The sequence below is a fragment of the bacterium genome (assembly GCA_016708315.1).
In the GTDB taxonomy this organism is placed as follows: Bacteria; Zixibacteria; MSB-5A5; order CAIYYT01; family CAIYYT01; genus JADJGC01.
The window spans coordinates 261815-282847 of the sequence record JADJGC010000024.1; the positions used below are offsets into that span (position 1 = coordinate 261815).

The following is a 21033-nucleotide window of genomic DNA, read 5'->3' on the forward strand; positions in this document are numbered from 1 at the left end:
TCGTCGAACCTCTCCCGGCGATTCAGTCCTACCGGCATGAGGTTCATCGACAGACAAAATTTCTGGCGTATTTGCTAGATAGCAAGGCTTTGTTATTGATCGCATTTCTTGCGTGTCAATACGGGCCTTATTCCAGGGTTTGGGCATGGGTCGGATTTTTCATCTTGAAGCGCATCTTTGAAGTGTCTATGCTCGGATCTTGAGTAGCGTTTGAAATGAACGTATCAGTTACTTTTCGATAATTTAGTCTAACATTTGAATAAGTGTTCGAACCTTTTCTGCACTTTCGGGAGGGATATGAATCAAAGGCTATTGTTGGTATTAGCGTTGACGCTAATGCTGGTCTCTTCGGCTGCCGCTCAGTACATTGTCGTCGGACCGCCGGATGATCTAACCTATATTGATACGACGTATCAACCTGGGCCATCGATTAAGCCGTTGCCTCTGATGACGAGTCTTGGCGCGATGACTTCCCTTCCAGTTGACACAGTTAACATTACTCAGCTGGATTGCTCGTTATTTCCTCTTATTTGCACCTACGTTGAGGCGCTTGATTCGCTCGGAAATCCGATTGGTGGGTTGACCGCCGATAGTTTCTGTGTTTATCAAAACGGCGTTTTGATTACCCCCGGCAATTTTACGGTTCAGGAGTTGAGCGTAGATTCCTGTATCACTTCGATATGTTTGGTCGTTGACGTTTCCGGCAGTATGACGGAAAGCAATCGCCTGAACGACGCCAAGAGTGCGATGAGACGATTTGTTCGCAACATGGATTCTTACGATCGTGTGGCAATTGTCTCCTTTGCGAACTCGGTAACAACAGTGCAGACGTTCACGAGCGACACTACGCTGTTACTAACAAAGATCAATGGTTTGGTTGCATCGGGCAATACCGCGGCTTTTGACGGTGTGTGGCAGGGTGTCAATGTGACGGTCGCGGAATTGGGCAGCAAGGCAGTTATCGCATTCACTGATGGACTGGAAAACCGCAGTCATATTACACCACAGCCCCCCAACGGTGTCGGTAGTCCAGCGACACAGCCGTATACAGATGATTCAACGCTGATATGCAATTTTGCGAATGGCGCGAGTATACCGGTTTACACATTCAATCTTGGGCCAATCACGAACACTTATTACAACACGGAAGCAATGGAGGCTTTTGCAAACGGCACCGGTGGATTCTGGCGTCATGCACCGTCAGGCGCTTTGATTGATTCGGTATATGATGAAATCAAGATCAGAATTTGCAGTCGGTACAAAATCTGTTACACGAGCCTCGATACCATTCAGGATGGCACAATACACGTAACCAAGATATGCCACAAAGTAGGCGGCAATTGCGTAGGTTGCGATGAAGCTTCGTGTCAGGAGCAGGCACCTCCGGTCATCGTCCGCACCCCTCCGACGATTGATTTGAGCGATACCTGCCAAGTGCGGACAGATCCCCTGCAGATTTGCGTTAAAGTCACCGATGAGGATACTCCACCCGCTTCATTTACGGTCCGACTGTTCTATCGATTGGTAGGCAGTCCGGGTTATCCAACTTACACTGATGTTGGAATGACGCAGTTGGGAGGTCCAAATGACAGCATATTCTGTTACACTGTTCCAGCCAATCTGCTGAATTGTCGCTCGGCATTCGAATACTACATCACGGCCTCGGACGGTCAGTACACCTTGTCGAATCCGGCAGTAAATCCGCAGACCTCGCCATATTCGGTTGCGATTTGTCCGAATCTACCGCCGACGATCAGTTGTATCCCGGACACCACAATGTTCGTCTGCACATTGGCCCCGATCTGCTTGAACGGATTCAATGCCGATGATCCTGACGGCAACTTGGCGACAACGACAGTTTCGATCGGCTCGATTCTTGAAGACGAGGTTTGTTTCACTCCAGTTGCTGGTCCAAATGTGCTTCAAGTGATTGCGACTGATTCCTGCGGTTTGGCAGACACTTGCGTGACGACTGTCAATATCATACTGAATTCTGCTCCGATCGTGCAGTGCCATGCGGACACAACAGTGGCATTTTGCTCGCCGGGACAGGTTTGCGTTGATGGTTTTGTTGCTACTGATGTTGATAATAACATATCGACCAAAACGGTTTCACTCGGCACCTTAACTGGAACAACGGTTTGCTTCAATGCTCCGACAGCTGGTGTCTATAGCATCACGTTTATTGCGACGGACGCTTGCGGCAAGGCAGACACTTGCGTAACAAATGTCACGGTTACACTCAATGACCCGCCAGTTGCGAACGCTGGAAGCGACTCGACTTTGTTCCAATGCACTGCCGCTCCGATTTGCGTGACTGCATCCTGCAGTGACCCGAACGGCAATCTGTCGACCTGTCAGCTTGTCTCTGGTCCGGGCACTTACAACGGCTCAGCAATTTGCTTCACACCGGCGGCATCTGGTTCATACACCTTCGTGTTGAAGGCGACGGATGCTTGCGGACTGACGGACTTCGATACGTCCGTAGTCAATGTGACTTTGAACCAGGCACCAATTGCAAACGCGGGTAATGACTCGACTCTCGCGCAATGCACACCGGCGCCGATTTGCGTGACTGCATCGTGCAGCGACCCGAACGGTAACCTGTCGACCTGCCAGTTGGTCTCTGGTCCGGGCACTTACAACGGCTCAGCGATCTGCTTCACACCGGCAGCGTCAGGTTCATACACCTTCGTGTTGAAGGCGACGGATGCTTGCGGATTGACGGACTTTGATACTTCAGTAGTCAATGTCACACTCAATCAAGCTCCGGTTGCGAATGCGGGCAACGATTCGACACTGTTCCAGTGCACACCGGCACCGATTTGTGTGACTGCTTCCTGCAGTGATCCGAACGGTAACCTGTCGACTTGTCAGCTTGTCTCTGGTCCGGGTACTTATAATGGCTCGGCGATTTGCTTCACTCCTGCGGCATCAGGTTCATACACCTTCGTGTTGAAGGCGACGGATGCTTGCGGTCTTACGGACTTCGATACTTCAGTAGTCAATGTGACACTCAACCAAGCACCAATTGCGAATGCGGGCAACGATTCGACATTGTTCCAGTGCACACCGGCACCGATTTGTGTGACTGCTTCCTGCAGTGATCCGAACGGTAACCTGTCGACTTGTCAGTTGGTTTCCGGTCCGGGCACCTACAACGGCTCAGCGATCTGCTTCACACCGGCGGCATCAGGTCAGCTACACCTTCGTGTTGAAGGCGACCGATGCTTGCGGGTTGACGGACTTTGACACATCGGTAGTCAATGTCACACTCAATCAAGCACCGATTGCGAATGCCGGCAACGATTCGACATTATTCCAGTGTACACCGGCTCCGATCTGTGTGACTGCATCCTGCAGTGACCCGAACGGCAACCTTTCGACCTGTCAGTTAGTCTCAGGTCCGGGTACCTACAACGGCTCAGCGATCTGCTTCACTCCGGCTGGTGCTGGTGTCTTCACCTTCGTTCTGAAGGCGACCGACGCTTGCGGAGCAACCGACTTTGATACTTCAGTAGTAACTGTAACACTCAACCAGCCGCCGGTAGCGAGCATGGGCAATGACTCAACGCTCTTCCAGTGCGGTGCAGCTCCGATTTGTATTCCGGCTTCGTGCTCTGATCCGAACGGTAACTTGTCGACCTGTCAGCTTGTCTCAGGTCCCGGTTCCTACAACGGCTCTGATGTCTGCTTCACTCCGGCTGGCGCTGGTGTCTTCACCTTCGTTCTGAAAGCGACCGACGCTTGCGGAGCGACGGACTTTGATACGGCAGTCGTGACGGTAGCACTCAATCTTCCGCCGGTAGCCAATGCGGGACGCGATTCGACGCTGTTCCAGTGTGCTCCGGCGCAGATCTGCATCACGGCTGGCTGCAGTGATCCCGATGCCAATCTTACCAATTGCGAATTGACTTCCGGTCCGGGAACGCTTAACGGCGGCGGCATCTGCTTCACGCCGGCAGCTTCCGGAATCTATACCTTTATAGTGAAAGCGACTGATGCTTGCGGTTTGACCGACTTCGATACCTCGGTAGTCAACGTCACGCTGAATCAAGCTCCGGTTGCGACGGTCGGAAACGACTCGACGTTGTTCCAGTGCACACCGGCTCCGATCTGTATTGCTGCAGCTTGCAGTGATCCGAATGGTAACTTGTCAACTTGTCAGTTAGTCTCAGGTCCGGGCACCTACAATGGCTCGACGATCTGCTTCACACCGGCATCTTCGGGAAGCTACACCTTGGTTCTCAAAGCCACGGATGCTTGCGGATTGACGGACTTCGATACGTCGGTCGTCAATGTCACACTTAACGTGGCACCGATTGCCAATGCTGGACGCGACTCGACGTTGTTCCAGTGTACACCGGCACCGATTTGCATTGCGGCTTCGTGCAGTGATGCCAATGCAAACTTGTCGACCTGCAACTTGATCTCCGGACCGGGCACCTACAACGGTTCGCAGATTTGCTTCACACCTGCAGGTGCAGGCACGTTCACTTTCGTACTGCAAGCAACCGATGCTTGTGGAGCGACTGATCTTGATACTTCGGTAGTGACGGTGACGAGCAACTCAGCTCCAGTTGTTACCTGTCCGGGCAATCAAACGCTGTTTGTCTGTAATCTGAATCAGATTTGCATCGATGGTTTCTCGGCAACTGATGCCGAAAATAACATCGCTTCATATCAGGTAACTGGCGGTACGATTCAGGGCAATCAGCTCTGCTTCACGCCGGTAGCTGGTCCCAATATGATCAGAGTAATCGCGATTGACGCTTGTGGATTGGCTGACACGTGCGTTACAACTGTCACAATTACTCTTAACACTCCGCCGGTTGCGAACGCCGGAGCGGACCAGAACTTGAACTGCCGCACTTCCGGCGATCCGATTTGTTGGAATGTCTCATGCACCGATGTCGACGCAGGAACTCTCACGTGTGAGTTGGTGTCGCCGGTCGGTACTTTGAGCGGCAATCAAATCTGTTTCGCGCCAACGGCGTCGGGAAGCTACACCTTCATTATGAAAGCGACCGACCAATGCGGCGCTATTGATTACGACACTGCAGTGGTTACGGTACGTCTCAATGTCGGGCCGGAGATTGCCCTTCCAGCAGGCGATACGACCTTTGCGTGCCTTGATGAACCAATGATCCCGTGGTGCGTGCCGTTCACCTACTCCGACCCCAACGGCAATGCAAGCAATGTTGTAGTGACGGGATTGCCGGGAGCAGTTCTCAACTACTCCAATGGCAGCGGGACACTCTGCTTTACGCCGCCTGCGGTCACGGCACAATATGATTTCACATTGACAGTCACCGATAGTTGCGGACTAACGGCACAGGCGCAGCATCAGCAGTTGGTCGCGATGATTGACTGCGATACGGCGACCTGCTTCGTGATGCAGATTGAGAAAACGCACAATTCGCTTCAGGGCCAGTACGAGTTCGTCTCGGTGTTTATCGAATCGGAAGCACTCGAAATGGGCGGATTTGATCTGCTGATCAAGTACGACAATTCGGGATTGAGCTTTGTCGATGCTAAACCGGGACAGCTTTTGACCTCCTGCGGTTGGGAGTACTTTACCTACCGTTACGGAGCAATCGGAAATTGCGGCGGTCCGTGTCCGAGCGGATTGTTGCGAATCGTGGCAGTCGCTGACGCTAACAACGGACCTAACCATCCAAGTTGTTATGGTGCGCCTGATAGCGATCAGCATGAGATAGCGGTATTGAAATTCCTGGTAACAAATGACCGCACTTTTGAGTGTCAATACTTGCCGGTAACGTTCTTCTGGATCGACTGCGGAGATAACGCGGTGTCGACAGTAACCGGTGATACTTTGTACATCGACAAGCGCATCTACTCATTCGAAGGTCAGATGCTTTGGGATGAACTTGATAACGCGCTGTATCCCGATGCTTCCAGACCGTTTGGTCTTGGTGCCGGCGACTATTGCTTGCTCGGAGACAAGTACTACCCGATTCGCTGCATCGAGTTCATTGAAGGCGGTATCGATGTGGTATGCGCCGACTCGATCGATGCGCCGGGCGACTTGAACCTTAACGGCATCGCCTACGAAATCGCAGATGCGGTATTATATACGAACTACTTCTTGTATGGCATAGCGGCACTCGATCCAGACCCGACGCGTCGCGAGGCTCAGATTGCGGCATCCGATGTAAATCAGGACGGCACTGTTCTGAGTGTCGGCGACTTGGTTTACTTGTTGCGCGTGATTATGGGCGACGCCCTGCCGTTCCCGAAGCTTGCACCATTTGCTAACTCGGCGAGCGTTAAGTGGCAGAGCGGTGAACTGTCGATCAATTCAAGTACCGATATCGGCGCGCTACGGGCTAAGTTCCGTGTGGGCGACTCGTATCAGCTTGTTGGAATGAGCGGCATGGAAACTCTCTCGCATGAAGAGAATGGCGAAGTGAGTGTGCTGATTTACTCCGGTCTTGCGGATATGGGCCGGCGAATTGCAGCCGGCACAAGCCAGGTGCTGCACATTGTCGGCGATGCTGAATTGATTGAAATTGAAGCGGCGGACTTTGAGGGCAACATGCTGAACCTCAGTGTCAGTAAGTCTTCACTGCCGACCGAGTTTGCGCTTGGACAGAATCGTCCGAATCCATTCAATCCGAATACACAGATCGAACTTGACCTTCCCTCAACTTCTGAGTGGAAGATCGAGATCTTCAACATTACTGGACAGTTGGTGAAGACGCTCTCTGGAAGCGGAGTTGGCCGAGTAGTTGTGGACTGGGATGGTTCGGGTGCACCGTCGGGAGTCTACTTCTATCGTGCGACTGCCGGCGCATTTAGTGAAACCAGAAAAATGGTTCTCCTTAAGTAGATTGCACTACTGGTAACCGGGATGAGGCGGGAGGAGCGTTTGCTCTTCCCGCCGCTCGGGAGAGATTCAAGAACAAGAGCTTCAATGAGTTCAAAGTTGCGAATTTGCGTTTTTCGATTGTGGAGCATAACATCAATGTTGTTTGTCGCAAAGCATTGGCAGAAGCAATCGAGTTTGCGACTACGTACGTCGAGTACGAAGTACGTGCCTATTTTTAGCATGAATAGCAGAGTTGACTCTTGGTGATTCGATAGGTAGGTTTGAACATACTCGTGGTCTCACAGTAAGGGCAATTTGAATCAGATTTAACGGTAAAGCAGGTATTTAGTTCAAGGGCCGATCAAGCAGGCTTCTTGATTTTCAGTACTCTTCTATACTTTCATGAAAATGCGGAGGGCAAGCGACTTAATTTATCTAACAAAACTTGGGGGCAAGTTAGTCTCAAAGCGCAGGCTTTTGGGACGGACGACACAATTCCGGGAATAATCGTTTGATTCGCAATTTTGGCGATCACGATCTGGACAAGTTGGCAGGAGGTGATGTCGTAGTCAGTGGTGTGAAGGCACGCACGCTTTCGTATCGAACGCATGCGGATGACTTGGACAAAGGAGCGGGCACTCTGGCGAGATTACAACATTCACGAGTTATAGCAGGCAGTAAGCGGGACACAGATATGCGCGACATAAGCTCGGCGCATTCGCGTTCCATTTGGGGAATTCCTTTCGGAGGATGTTCAAATCTATTGGAGGAATGAGATAATGTTCGAAAGACGTAAACTTATTATTGGTCTCATGCTCTCGTTTTTGCTCTTGCTCGCAGCTTCGATGCAGGCAGCAACGATCGAGATCAAGACGTTTGGCGATTACGGCTGGCGATCAGACGATACGCGCAACAGCGCGGGTACTGACCTTGTCGGAATCAACTTTACTAATGCCGGAAAGCCGGGGCAGACACCTACAGCAGCAGACGATGCCGCAATAGCGCAACAAATCAAGTTCGCTGGCGGACCGCTTGGTGCGACCTACGGCGGTGTTGTGTCGATGGACGGTACCCTTGGAAACAACGGCAAATCGAACATCAGCACGATTAACACGACTTCGTTCTTCGCCCCAGCATCTGATCTTGTCGGCGGTAGCTTCACAGCGACTTATGGCTGGTACATGCAACCGAATCCGACGGTGCGCACGCTGGCGTTCAAGATTGGCATTCAGTCAATCCATTGGGGAACAGGAGTTGGTCAATCGCAGAACGGTTATACAGCCTTGCGATCAGGCGAGTCTGAATGGGACTTAGTCCTCGTTCATGTTGATGGCGCACCGGTGGCGAATGCTTGGAACACCCCTACCGTTGACCTCAATAACGGACAGTGGTATCTTTATCGTCAAGCCAGCAACGCAAATTGGGTCGGAATTGCGGGCTCTCTTCCTCCCGCTGGCCCAAACACCCTTGCAGGCTGGCAGGCTGACGGCGTCTGGGGACCGATCTTATTCGGGGCAGGCGCAAACATCAGCAGTATCCAGTTCGGGCTGGGCTCCTCGCAACGAGACTGCATTGCTCACCTTGATTATCTCCAAACTTCCATTTACAATGGCGGAGACTTGGTGAATTTCGTCGGGCCAGTCAAGAATATCAATACTGGTGAGACTTTTGCGGGGATTCAGGAAGCGATTGATGATGCTCAGACACTTGCAGGGCATACGATAGAAGTTGCTCCTGGAACTTATCTTGAAGATGTCAACATTACAAAGGCGTTGACGCTCCAAGGCGCAGGTATTGACGTATCAACAATCGTTGGACTCAAGACGGGCGCCAATCTGGCGACAGTGCGAGTCGCGACAGCCGCCGGCGTAATTGTCGATGGATTCACGATCACTCGTGACGGCAATAATGTAACGGACTGGAACACAAACGTCAAGTCTGTCGGCTTTGCCGTTCAAGGAATGTCTGGGAATGCCGAATTGCGCAATTGCAAGATCACCGGCAACCGTAACGGTATCGACCTGAACTTCACCTCCGGCAACAACATTCACAACAACATCATAGACTTCAATCGCACAGGTATGATTTTCCGGAATCAGTGTCCTAACAACACGATAGTCGAGAACTACATCACGAATAACTGGACTGTGGGAGTTCTCTGGTTGGCATTTTCAACTGAGGACGCGACAGGGACAGTCTTCTTCAACAACAAGATCGAAGGCAACTGGTACACTGAGATCGAAAATCGCAGTCTGACTGGTGGAGTCAAGAACTTCTCAGGTAACTGGCTGGGTTCGGCGACCTTAACTACGGCCAATACTAATGGCAGTGAGCCGGGATACAGTCTGCAGATTCCAGTTGAGTATGGTGGTACGTCAACGCCTCCGGGAGGCGCAGTCTCAGTACGAGGTGCTGGAATCTCCGAGATAGACTTCACGCCGTGGCTTGGTCTTGGTACTGATACCGATATCAGCACAGGAAACGGCATCATTGGATTCCAGGGTGATTTCTCTGAGTTGTATGTAGATGACGATTACGCACAATTGGGCGCGGTCGGTCGAATTCAAGAAGGCATAGACTTGGTTTCGGGAAGCACTGTGAATGTGATGCCCGGTACCTATGTGCTTGCGAGCACGGTCAACGTGAACAAGCCAAACGTAACGATTGACGGCGCGGGTGCAGGTCTATCAATTGTGCAGGTATCCGCAGCAGTCGGATACGCTTTCAATCTGTCTACGGCGGGCGTGACATTACGGGATTTGGAAATTCAGAAGACCGACCTGGTGACGAATCACGCTCTGATTTACGTCGCGGCCAATAATCTTTCGATTCTGAATAACCTGATCTACGGTCCCGATCCGGGAACACCCTGGAGCGTGAACGGAATCGTCAGCCGTGCAATGATTGGCACAGGCGGGTTAAGTGGATTGCTGATCGACGGCAATACTATTCACACTCTTCGTCAGCCGGGCTATTTCAGCGGGCCGACGACAGGAACGATTTCCAATAATGCGGTATCTGGTACTCGCGGCTGGGTAAATGAAGGTGCGAATCTGACGTTTACCAACAACAGCTGGCCGCTGCCGCCGAATCAAGGGGCGGAAATCGCACTGCTCCCATCACTTGGCGCCAACGGCCCAATCTGGTATCCGGATCCGATGGCATTGAGTCTTGCGAATAACAACGCATATGTCGATGCGCAGTTTACGCCGACCGATAAGGGCCGTGCGGTATCGTACGTTGACGACTCGGCGGCACCGGGCGGATTCGGAAGCAGTCTTGCGCCGCTTCAGACAATCGGTGCGGCGGTATCGTCAGGTGTCTTGACGACTGGAACTGTCAATGTTGCCGCTGGCAATTATGTAGACAACTTAGTTGTAACCAAACCAATGACTCTGCTTGGTGCAGGTTCGGCTTCGACATTTGTTGTGCCGGCATTGTCGGCACCGAATCCAGGCTCAGGATCATTGCCTCCAGGGGCAAGCAATTTGGTACTTGTCCAGGCGAACAATGTTCTGATTAACGGATTCACTTTTGATGGTAACAATCCAGCTCTAACAAGCGGCTTGGTCGTTGGCGGTGCGGATCTTGATGCCCGCAACGGCATCATTACGAATCACCCGCTTGGCGTGTTTAATAATTTGATGGTCGAGTATTGCACTGTTAAGAATATCTACCTTCGTGCGATATACGCCTCGTCAGGTGGAACATTCAATTTCCATCATAACGTAGTTGACAATGTCAATGGCGAATCTAACTCGATTGGCATGTTCAATTTCGGCGGCGGCGGTGTGTTTGACCACAACACGGTGTCCAATTGCAATGATGCAATCGCGTCAAATTGGTCAACTGGTTGTGCGTTCACATACAATACGGTTACTGCATCCGGCAGCGGCATTCATACCGACAATGCCGGAAGTACTGGCGGCAGTACGGCCGACCTGATCGAGAACAACAACATCTCGAACAGCCCGACCAATGGCTACGGTATATTTGTATTCGCGCCATACCTCGCGCCGACAGTTAATCTCAATACGATTACCAATGTTGACGTTGCACTTACTTGTGCGGGTTCGAATGCCGTGGCGATACCCGTTGTGCAGTTCACGAACAACATTGCTGATGGTATGGGCAAACCCAATAGCGCCGGTATCTATGTGACCACCGATATCTGGGGTTATGGTTCGGGCAACGTATCGGTTAATTTTGCCAACAACTCATTTAGCAACTTTGTTGAGGGAGCATACCTCGTAGCCGAAGCCGGCAAGACGGCATTGACGGTCCTTACTGGTAATGAATTCATGCAGAATGCACTGGGTATCAATAATGGTAGTGGCTCGACTTACACCAGCCAGCCCAATATTGGAACGTCGGTAAATGCGACGCTCAATCTATTCGTCAATACCGCCAATGCCACCGACAACAAGGCAGGCAACTTCTACGATCAGAATTGCTGGGGCGACTGGTCCGGTGTCGGAACATACGCCGTTGGCGGAACTGGCGGAAATATTGACGCCAATCCATCCAACAGCTGCGGTATGGACATGACTCCGAATACCATCGTGTACAATTGCGCAGGCAATTTCACCTTTGATGTCAACATTGGCGAAGGTGTCACGATGCTTGATGCCGCCAATATCTGGCTGGAATACCCGGCAGAATTGACAGTGGCAAGCGTTACTGCGCTGGACGGCAATTTCTTCCTTGCCTACTCGCAAGTGTTGAATTCGTCGCCGGGACGAAGCACACTCAAGGTCAATCTTGGTGTTCTGGTAGGTACGACCAGTGGTCCGGACGGATTGTTCACTGTTGCCATGAACGGAGGCACTTCCTGCGTCAGTGGTGACATTACGATGACCTACCTGGATCTGCGCGACAACACGAATGCACCGATTGTTGTGCCGATGGCGTCGCCAGTCGACTTCCAGTCGAATTGTGCTGATCCGACCATCGTCGTCAATTCGCCGGTAACCGGTGGATTCTATAATACGAATCCAGTCCTCAGTCTGACCGCTGGTGATGACTGCGACCTGAGCGCGGTCTATTATCAGATCGATGGTTGCACTCCGGGCGGCTGGTTGCCGATTGCGACTGGTTTGGCCGGAACAGCTTATAACAATGCGGCTTGGTCGATGACAGGTGCGGAGTTTACTGCACTGACGGAAGCTTCGCATTGTATCCGTTTCAAGGTCACCGACGACTTTGGACGTGCAAACTCTGATTCCTGCACCTATACTTGGTGCTTCACCAAAGACATTACTGCCCCGCTTGCGCCGACCGCTTTGGTCGCCCAGCCTGGACACAACAAGATTCAGTTGACTTGGACCAACTCGAGTTCTGCAGATGTCGTTGGTGTTAAGATTCAGAGAGTCCCGTGGACGGATTCTCCGGATTACGGCAGTGCTCCGACCCCAACACCGGCGCCGGCTTATCCGGCCAATCAAGGTGTCGGCACGACGGTGCTTACAGCCGCCGCAACTCCGAGTTCGCCAGCGAACCATCTCGATGTAATGGGTCTTAGCAATGCGACCCGCGACATCTACTATTTCGGCGCATTTGCTTATGATGCGGCAGGCAACTACTCAGTAGCGGCTGTGCCGGCACAAGCGCGTGCGACCTCATATTGGCTCGGTGATATTGGTCTCCCGTTTGACGGCAATGTGTACTTCACCGACCTGACAGTCTTCACTTCGACCTATGGTTTGAACGAAGGTCAAGGCGGCTATGTAAATCATGCCGACTTTGGACCGACGCATAACAACAGTCCGAAGGGCATTCCGCTTCCGGACGACATGGTCGAGTTCGAAGATCTGGCGATCTTTGCGATCAATTTCAATAACGTAGCTCCGATGGCGGCGAAGAATAGCCCGACGCTGACTGGAGCGCCGATTGAACAGACTGCCGGTTTGAAGCTGGTGGACCGTTTGACGAATGACGGCTACTACGTTGATCTGTACTTGTCGAACCGCTCGAACGACGCGAAGTCGTTGATCGGTGAGATTAGTTTTGATCCGACGCAGTTAACCTATATCTCTTCGACGATTGGTAATGACCTGGCGAGCCCGAGCTTGCCGATCTTCTACAAACCGTTGGTAGGAGACAACAAGGTATCAATTTCGGCGGCAGTGCTGGGACAAGGTTCGGCATTCACCGGTTCAGGTGTGGTTGCTACACTGAAGTTCCAGACACGCTCGGCGACTGCTCCACGTGCGAGACTGACTCGTGCGGAGATCAGAGACAACGAGAACAACTCGGTTGTTGAGCAGATTCAGATTGTCGAGCAGCCGGAACCGATTTCCGAAGTTGCTCTGCCGACGCGTTACACCGTCGGTCAGAACTCACCCAATCCGTTTAATCCGGAAACCTCGATTTCCTATGGTTTGCCGACGGCGACCAAGGTATCGATCCGGGTCTACAACATTATGGGTCAGTTAGTGCGGACGCTGGTTGATGATTATCAGGCTGCGGGCACGCACGAAGTAGTTTGGAATGGCACGACAGATTCAGGCAGCAAGGTAGCCTCGGGTATCTATTTCTATAGATTCGAGACGGCCGACTTCCAGAAGACTGTCAAGATGACCATGTTGAAGTAACCGTTACAACGAAACCGGGCCTGCGGGTAATCGCCTGCAGGTCCGGTTCGATAGTTGGGATGCACTATTATGATAAGTTACCGCAAATTGCGCCTCTTCCTGTTGTTGTTGCTGACACTGGCAAGCATGGCGCATGGACAGACATCAGATAGTACCGGAAACGTTTTCATTTTTCCGGAGGAGAAAATTGTCGGACTGAACGACACATTCTCGTTGTATATCGCCGTTGATACGGTCATTGACGTGAAGTCGTACTTCTTTGATATCGAAGTTGACACTACGATCATAAAAATGATCGGCGCCGCCAAGGAACCGTTCTTCAACGGACCATCGGGCGCTTTCTTTTTCTGGACTGACACAACACACGTCTTCAGCGGCACACAGCCAACTTACGTGTACGAACTTCTGGCTTCGCTGTTCGGACCACTCGTGAATGTCGATGGACCGGGGAGTTTGTTGAGGATGACGTTTGTTGCGGTTGGACACGGTGCATCGGGCGTCGTGTTTCGGCAATCGGACATACTTGATGAGGTCAATGTAGAAATTGCGATGGATGACTCGCTGAATGGGCTGGTTATCGTCTGCCCTACGGCGTTTATGTTCGGTGATGCGGACTTCAGCGGAATGGTCAATATCTCCGATGCGGTCTACTTGATAAGCTACATTTTCGCCGGCGGACCGGCACCACATCCGATCAAACTGGTCGGCGATGCGGATTGTAACGGCACAATCACGATATCGGACGCAGTTTACTTGATCAACTACATATTTGCCGGCGGGCCCGCGCCCTGTAACCCGTGTGATTAACAAGGAACAGGAAGATGAAGAATAGAATTTTGACCTCTTTGATATTGTTGCTCGTGATGATGATCGCGCCAACGCTGTTTGCCGCACCGGCGATGTATCTCATACCGGATAGCACAGTTGTGTTCCGAGATTCACTTTTTGATGTATTCATGCCGGTGGATGCCGGATCGACAAATCTCAAGGCCTTTTCGGTAGAGATTACCTTTGACCGAAATGTGATTCGAACTGACTCCTTGAGTGTGACGGAAGGCTATCTTCTGCCTACCTCCAGTTTGCCGACTTTTTTCTGGGTGGGGTTCTCACCTGATTCTTCAACGCTCTATATTGATGGTGCAATTTTGGGCGACGGATTTACGGTGTCAGGCAGCGGAGTGCTGGCAAGTATTCGCTTCTACACGATCGGCTTTGGTGAAAGCAATCTGGAGTTTACATCCATTCGTGCCCGTAATGGCGACAATGAACCGTTGACCTATGATCCCGTCAACGGCTGGGTAAAAGTCTGTCAATTCGTGGGAGACGTAAACGCCGACAATCGCATTACAGTCTCTGACGTGGTATATATGATCAACTGGATATTCGGCGGCGGACCGGAACCGATCCCGGATCAATTCGTTGGCGACGTCAACTGCGATGCAACAGCCAACATAAGCGACGTTGTTTACCTGATCGACTACATCTTTGGCGGCGGACCTGCGCCATGCGGTCCATGCTATTAGAGGGCAGAGCGAGTTCTTGATTTATTGATTGAGTTTCGGGCACTGCCAATTGCAGGCGGGCCGCCAAGAATCTTCGCTCTGGAATGGTGCACTCAAATGTCGGCTTAGCCAGTTACAATTGGCGAGCGCACTGGTACCGGCCCTCGAACGACGATTGCAATTTCAGGGTTGTCCGCTCGTGTCCGGATGACCTCTTGGTATTAGTGCGCGGCGAATAATCGACCAATCGATATCCGAAACCTCCTTGTCTAGCGGTTTGCCCATCAAGCTATAGTTATACTGCCTATCTCCTTTCGCCCTTCGGCTTGACATTGTGGATGTTTTTGTTTATTATCAAAGTGCAAACACACCTTTGAATTTCATTTCTTACTCGCGCCTGGAGACTCCATTTTCTTGAGGTGAGGAATCTATGTGTTCGATTCGAGTTTTTGTTCGCGCCGTGGTCTATATGGCGATCCTGCTGGGATTCTGTGTTCATTGTTCAGACGACAATCCTACTACGCCGACCAAGAGCGAAGTCCAGATGAACGGGACTCTTGTCTTTCCTGGTGCAGTCGTCGCTGCAAACGAGATAACTGTGAGTTTCGGCTCGAACGTCGCTACCGTCGACACGAACAGGAGCTTTTCCATTGTTGGAAATGCACACATTGCCGGGCTGGCGATGGCTTCGGATCAGGACGGCAAAGTACTTCTCATGCAGATTGTCGCCGATCCTGAGACGGACCTGAAACTGAATCTCGATGCCACGTCGACTGCGAAGGCACTGGTGTTCCTGCATCCTTTTGTCTGCAACTGTGATCATTCCGACGCTGAAGCAATTTTAGACCGACTTGATTCGCTGGAGCAGTTTGTCTCCTTGCACGATTATCTGGTCAGCAAGATGGAAGCAGATGCCCGGACGTTGAGTGTTTCCGACCCGCTTCTTGATGCACTTGTCAGTGAGGTCATTCGCGCCTATGTCGAATCGTTCCCGTCACAGATTCATAAACTCTTCCCGCTGATCGGTTGTGACAAGCCAGGAACCGAGCAGAAGTCGCTCGATTCGCCGCCGGAGATAGTTCCGAGTACGGAAAAAGGTGGTTTGCTGCTGACTTCGGAGGGAGGCGACAGATTCCGGATTCAGAACTCCTATTGCCGGTGGGCCTATTGCACGACTCCGACTGATTCGTTCTTTATTTTCCCGAGCGGAGATTTTCTGGACATGATCAAGTCACAAGGAACGCCGTTTCCACCGTCGCGGCGCGACTTTACGCATCAACTCGTCCCTGGTGGAGACACGCTGAGGTTAAATGTCTACGGTTACGGCTTCCTCATGATCGATGCTAACCGTTGGCATAACTTGTCAATGGACGAAAGAAATCTGGCTCACATGGCTGGCGCCATGACTGCAATCTGGGAATTGGGTCGACATACTATGTCGGTGGTCGCCAATGTGGTGGTGCCTGCTGGTTCGGACCGAATCGCGGATTTGGTGAAGAACGATATCAAGCTCGTTTCCTTTGTCTACACCGAGTTAGCGAATCTGCAGCGCTTGAACGCCTATGTTGAGGCCAATGATCCTTCAGGCGCGTCCTATTGGATCGTCAAACAGTTTCTTTCTCGCATAGTGAACTCTGATGACTATCGCCAGGCGTTTTACGCGGTAAGCGGAGTCGCGATTTCCAGTCAGGCATTGCAGGCACTCGGCAAATGGATTGCAGTACCGGTCAAAGCTGCGCTGGCGTTCAACAGCGTCACCCAAGGATTCCGCGCCGTACTCGGGTTCAATTCGAGCATGTTTCGAACGAGCTTCGTTGCATGGAAAGAATATACAGACTTCGGCGCCGTGCAGGGATACGTAGGCGACAAGCAAAGCGGTCTCGGAATTTCCGGAGCAGTAGTGCAACTTCTCGGGGATGAAAATAATCCAATGCACCCTGCTCACCAGCAAACGACTAGTAACACCGGTTACTTCCACTTCGAGAATATTGGTGTCGGCGAAAAAAGCCTGCAGGCGACCAAGAGTGGTTACAAGACGGTGACAGTAGGCATCATGGTCGTCAAGAATCAGACGATAGATCAGAACATCATTCTCGAGAAGCAAACTGGTGGACTGAGCGGAATGGTCTTGAATCAGATTCTGCAGTATCACGGTATCACCCCCCCTTACTTTGCAGACGACGCAGAGATTGAAGCTAAACAGATTGGCGGCAATCAACAGTTACTGCGGACTTCGTCCAGTTCCGGAGCCTACACGATAAGTCTTCCAGTGGGTAACTGGTGGGTAGTGGCATCACACGAGGATTACAAAGCAGATTCGTTCCAAGTGAGTGTGCAACAGGCGGGCAACATCACGGCTCCTCGCGATTTGATCCTCGTGCCAGACCCGTCCATGACTGGAACAGTCTATTTTGACATGGACAATAACGGCAATTACGAGAGCAGTAACCAATTGAACTTCCCGCAAGTCGGGCTGCGCAAACCGGCTCTCTTTGCTGATCAATGCGATTTCGGCGGAAGTCCGTTAATGACGATGTTAGGTACGGGAGTCCGGGGTGCTTCCAACTCAGACTTCGACTTTGTCGAGATAGGACTGACAAGTTCACTAATCGAGGAAGCAGGAAACTATCCGGTAGGCGGAATTGAGTATTGGGGATGCTCGGCCTTCGACGTAAAGTGTGCTGTGTTGTTTGGTACGACTTTACGACTATGCCGCTATGAACAGACAATTGATGCGCCGATGGTATTCAGTTTCTATCAGGACCCTGATGCCCTCGGGTGCAATTGCGGGGTAACTGTGCCGGGCGATATATTTTTGACTGAATGGGGCACCGAGCTTGGCGATGTTGTAGCGGGTGCCATAAACCTTGACTTATCCGGTTGGAAGACTTGTGACTGTTCGGGCAGTGATTCAAATGATGATGGCACGAACGACGAATGGGAGGTTGATTGCGCCAAGGTGCGCATTAGTATCGATTTCCGGTTCTTGGTCGGAACAGATTATCTGATCGAATTCAGACCTGGTCAATCCAAGGGAAACATGACTCCGCTGGTGAATTGACAGTAGATATGCTTCGCTGATTGGCTGGTATGCGAACAGCATCCATCGTAAGGGAGTTCTCAGTCGCGGTAAAAAGGCAGCGAGGCTGATTACCCAGCCTCGCTGATATCGCACGTAGGGATCATTTGGGAAAGAGCGAGTAACATCAGTGCTCCGATTCGACCCTGTGTCTGACTTGCCAGTTCAACCTAATAGTCCCGCTCGTATCCCACTCGGAGCATTATTACATCCAACTTGGGGAACAGGTCGAAGGTAAGCAACGAACCGTATGCTTCCGGCGGGCTGCTGTCACCACGTTGTGCGTAGTATTCAGCTGTCAGATTTAGACGAGAGCCATTCTTCACAGGAACGCTGTATGTCATACCAAAGGTATAGGCATCGAACGCGGCGAGTCTGCTATCGGAAGATGCATAAGCGGGCAACGGTACGCCTTGGACCAGGAATGGCTGGTAGACATCGGCTTCCGACTGGTGGTACCAGCGAACGCGCGGATGGATAGCGCCTCGCTTATTGAAGTCGAAGCGCATTGTTGCGTCGATAGAATGAGCCGCGACACCCCAGCTATCCCAAAAGTATCGATATTGCAGACCGGCAGTGCTTCGACCCAGGTTGCGGCGGAGTTCGGCGAAGACCGCGTTTTTGCTGCGACTGTCCGGCCGATTCTCAAAAATGCTCGTCGCCGGTTCGCCGGGATCTTCACCGTCCGGAGCCTGGACTACGCTGATGATCTTGTATGGATCGGTGAGGTAGCCGTTTGCTCGATTGAGCGAAAGATTGAGCACGAGCAAAGTCTGTCTGTCCATTACCTGAGTCAGACTGACAATGACGTCATAGACATTTCGTTTCTTGCCCGAGAATCGTTCAAGCCTGGTCTCGCGATCATCTTCGATTTCGGCGTCAATATCTGAAAATGGCTCGTGGTATCCGCCGACTGGTTTGGAAACATCGCGAGCAATTGCCAATGAAAGTCCAATAGTGGTATTGCGACGATTGAAGTCGCGTGCAATGCCGCCGTTGATACCGAGCGAAGTATAATCGTGCTCACTGGAGGCATGAGCGCCAAACGACAGTGTATTTAGCCGACCCAGCGGGCGCGACAATCCGGCTTCAGCGGCGAAGCGCGTATCCTTGAATGAATTATCCACCGGGTGCTCACCTGCTGGAACGCTGATGGTCTTGCCGCCAGAGGCACGAGTAATTGTCTGCGCATACTTCGAGGGTGAAGCACCGGTCGGTGTAGCGCCGGTAAGACCGTCGTAAGTGAGTCGTAGATTCAGTGTATAGTCGTTTCTCAGCATTTTGCTCAAAGTGAAATTGCCTTCGGTAGCGCGGATTCGATTCTTTTCAGAGTAAATCAGAATCGAAGTCTCCTGGTGATTCTGCGCAGACGCACCGGTCACCGTTGTACCGAGTAATGCTGCCGTAAGTGCAGCAACTGACTTGCTTATTGACTTTGAGTTCTTCAATTGCACCCGCAACCACCGCCACCGAATCCACGACCTCCGCTGGCGGCTTCCTTGCTGAAGTATATGTGATCGTCGATCGTGCGATTGTTGGCCTGATGATTAAGCTGCATTTCCGGTTTGGAAAGAACGTCGCGTTCCCATACTTCTACTCCCACGGAGGCGCAACCTCCGGGAAGACCGGAAATCATGAGACTGACAATCGCACGGGTTACAACTCTTCGAATCTTCATTTCCTACCTCGTCCCGATATCCCTTAGAAGCGATATGCAACACCAAACATGATGCGTGAGTTCAGGTTGGGTTGGGCTACTGCTTCATCAGCGTCTTTGTATGTAAAGTCTTCTTTAGCATTGAGGTCGTCCCCATTGGGGCGATAGTAAGTATCGTGTCCGGTGAGCAAGCTTCGGAAGTAGTAGTCTGCTCCGGCAGTGACGATCATATCGACTCGCGGGCTGAGTGCAAAAGAGGTTTCAAGACCGCCGCCAACGCCCCAAGGCTTGCTGATGACGTCAAAGGTCTCGTTGCCGCCGATGTACTCGAAGTACGCAGTATAGGATGCCTTGCGAGGGCCAAAGAAGAGACGACTGCGCTTGAGCGAGAATAGCTTTATCGGCATAAGTATGTCGACGCGAGCGTCCCACATCTTGCCGTGACCACGAGGCGACCCATTCGTGTTCTGGTCAATAAACACCCGGCGCGCTCTCATCGCATCGCCAGTCGGCACCCAGGCATAACCGAGGCCGAGGCGTAATTGGAACGGGAATCCGTCGGCGAAATGATTGACGGTCGCAGCCACATGCAGTCCGACACCTGCAAAGTAACCAGTATACACTTCACCGGTGAAGTATCGGTTTTCATACAGAATGTGCCCGGTCGATACCTTCTCTGCCTGTTGTTCGCTCTGAGCCAATGCCGCCGAACTGAGTGCGGTCATCAGCATCAAGGTAGCAATTACAGTTCGTTTCATATCGGTCTCCTTTCAACTAATAAACACTCGTTTGTGACATTGCTGTCAATTGCGGATTCTTCACGAAAGTTATCTACTGGTCTAGTCTATCTTTCGACCTTGAAAATGGCGAACTTTAGAAAAATGACGTTGAGGCCAAAAATAGTGACTGACATGCGGATAGGACGGTGTGCAAGAATGGCTCATGGTGTTGCGAAGAATGAGCACTCCTGTCGGAAAGCCGCACGAAGAACTGCATCATCCTGCCGAAGCCCTTGTAGCAGAGCGGCCCCTGCAAATGGACGCGAATCTTGTTGGGAATCTGGCATCAGGAAGGCGCTCTCTTGGTGCGCTTGCAGTTGATTCTCATCAAGGAACGCAACTTACGATTGACATTTGGAATAATCTGTCTATATTTAGGTGGATGATATTCGCTCGTTATTCGAGCCCAAGTTGAGCGATTCGTTCCAGATCTTCCACACTTAACTGCAACCGCGAACAATCGTCAATTGGTTACTGCGTTTATACATTGATCTATCCGAAGAGTCCTCGATCGTGATCGTCACTACCGGGAGGCAGACTACTTCGTTCAGTACTTGAATGATTTCAGATGGTTGGTTACAATCAGAAGGG

The 21033-nt window shown here is 51.6% G+C and carries 9 protein-coding genes; 6 read left to right on the forward strand and 3 right to left on the reverse strand.

Annotated features, from left to right (window positions below):
* Positions 1–297 precede the first annotated feature (297 nt).
* From IPH59_17240 to IPH59_17265, 6 genes are all read left to right on the forward strand, one after another.
* Positions 298–3252, forward strand: coding sequence for a VWA domain-containing protein (locus tag IPH59_17240; protein ID MBK7093432.1), 2955 nt, complete (start codon positions 298–300; stop codon positions 3250–3252).
* On the forward strand, positions 3239–6853 hold the full coding sequence (locus tag IPH59_17245) for a T9SS type A sorting domain-containing protein (protein MBK7093433.1): 3615 nt from the start codon (positions 3239–3241) through the stop codon (positions 6851–6853). The genes IPH59_17240 and IPH59_17245 overlap by 14 nt, the downstream gene beginning before the upstream one ends.
* Positions 6854–7611: 758 nt before the next feature.
* The gene (locus IPH59_17250) at positions 7612–13425 is read left to right on the forward strand and encodes a right-handed parallel beta-helix repeat-containing protein (GenBank protein MBK7093434.1); all 5814 of its coding nucleotides are present in this window, start codon (positions 7612–7614) and stop codon (positions 13423–13425) included.
* Positions 13426–13494: 69 nt separating this feature from the next.
* Positions 13495–14232 (forward strand): hypothetical protein, encoded by a 738-nt coding sequence (locus IPH59_17255; protein MBK7093435.1) that lies wholly within the window; start codon positions 13495–13497, stop codon positions 14230–14232.
* A gap of 14 nt (positions 14233–14246) precedes the next feature.
* Positions 14247–14948, forward strand: a complete 702-nt coding sequence (locus IPH59_17260) for a hypothetical protein (GenBank protein MBK7093436.1) — start codon at positions 14247–14249, stop codon at positions 14946–14948.
* 409 nt (positions 14949–15357) lie between these two features.
* Positions 15358–17988, forward strand: coding sequence for a carboxypeptidase regulatory-like domain-containing protein (locus tag IPH59_17265; GenBank protein MBK7093437.1), 2631 nt, complete (start codon positions 15358–15360; stop codon positions 17986–17988).
* Positions 17989–18176: 188 nt separating this feature from the next.
* Here the strand turns inward: IPH59_17265 and IPH59_17270 are convergent, their stop codons facing one another.
* From IPH59_17270 to IPH59_17280, 3 genes are read right to left on the reverse strand one after another with little or no spacing between them, the layout of a single operon-like run.
* Positions 18177–19454 carry a DUF3570 domain-containing protein gene (locus IPH59_17270; GenBank protein ID MBK7093438.1) on the reverse strand — a complete coding sequence of 426 codons (1278 nt, stop codon included), beginning with the start codon at positions 19452–19454 and terminating at the stop codon, positions 18177–18179.
* Positions 19451–19684 carry a DUF4266 domain-containing protein gene (locus tag IPH59_17275; GenBank protein MBK7093439.1) on the reverse strand — a complete coding sequence of 78 codons (234 nt, stop codon included), beginning with the start codon at positions 19682–19684 and terminating at the stop codon, positions 19451–19453. Before IPH59_17275 ends, IPH59_17270 begins: the two co-directional genes overlap by 4 nt.
* 23 nt (positions 19685–19707) lie before the next feature.
* Positions 19708–20421, reverse strand: coding sequence for a hypothetical protein (locus tag IPH59_17280; protein MBK7093440.1), 714 nt, complete (start codon positions 20419–20421; stop codon positions 19708–19710).
* Between the last annotated feature and the right edge of the window lie 612 nt (positions 20422–21033).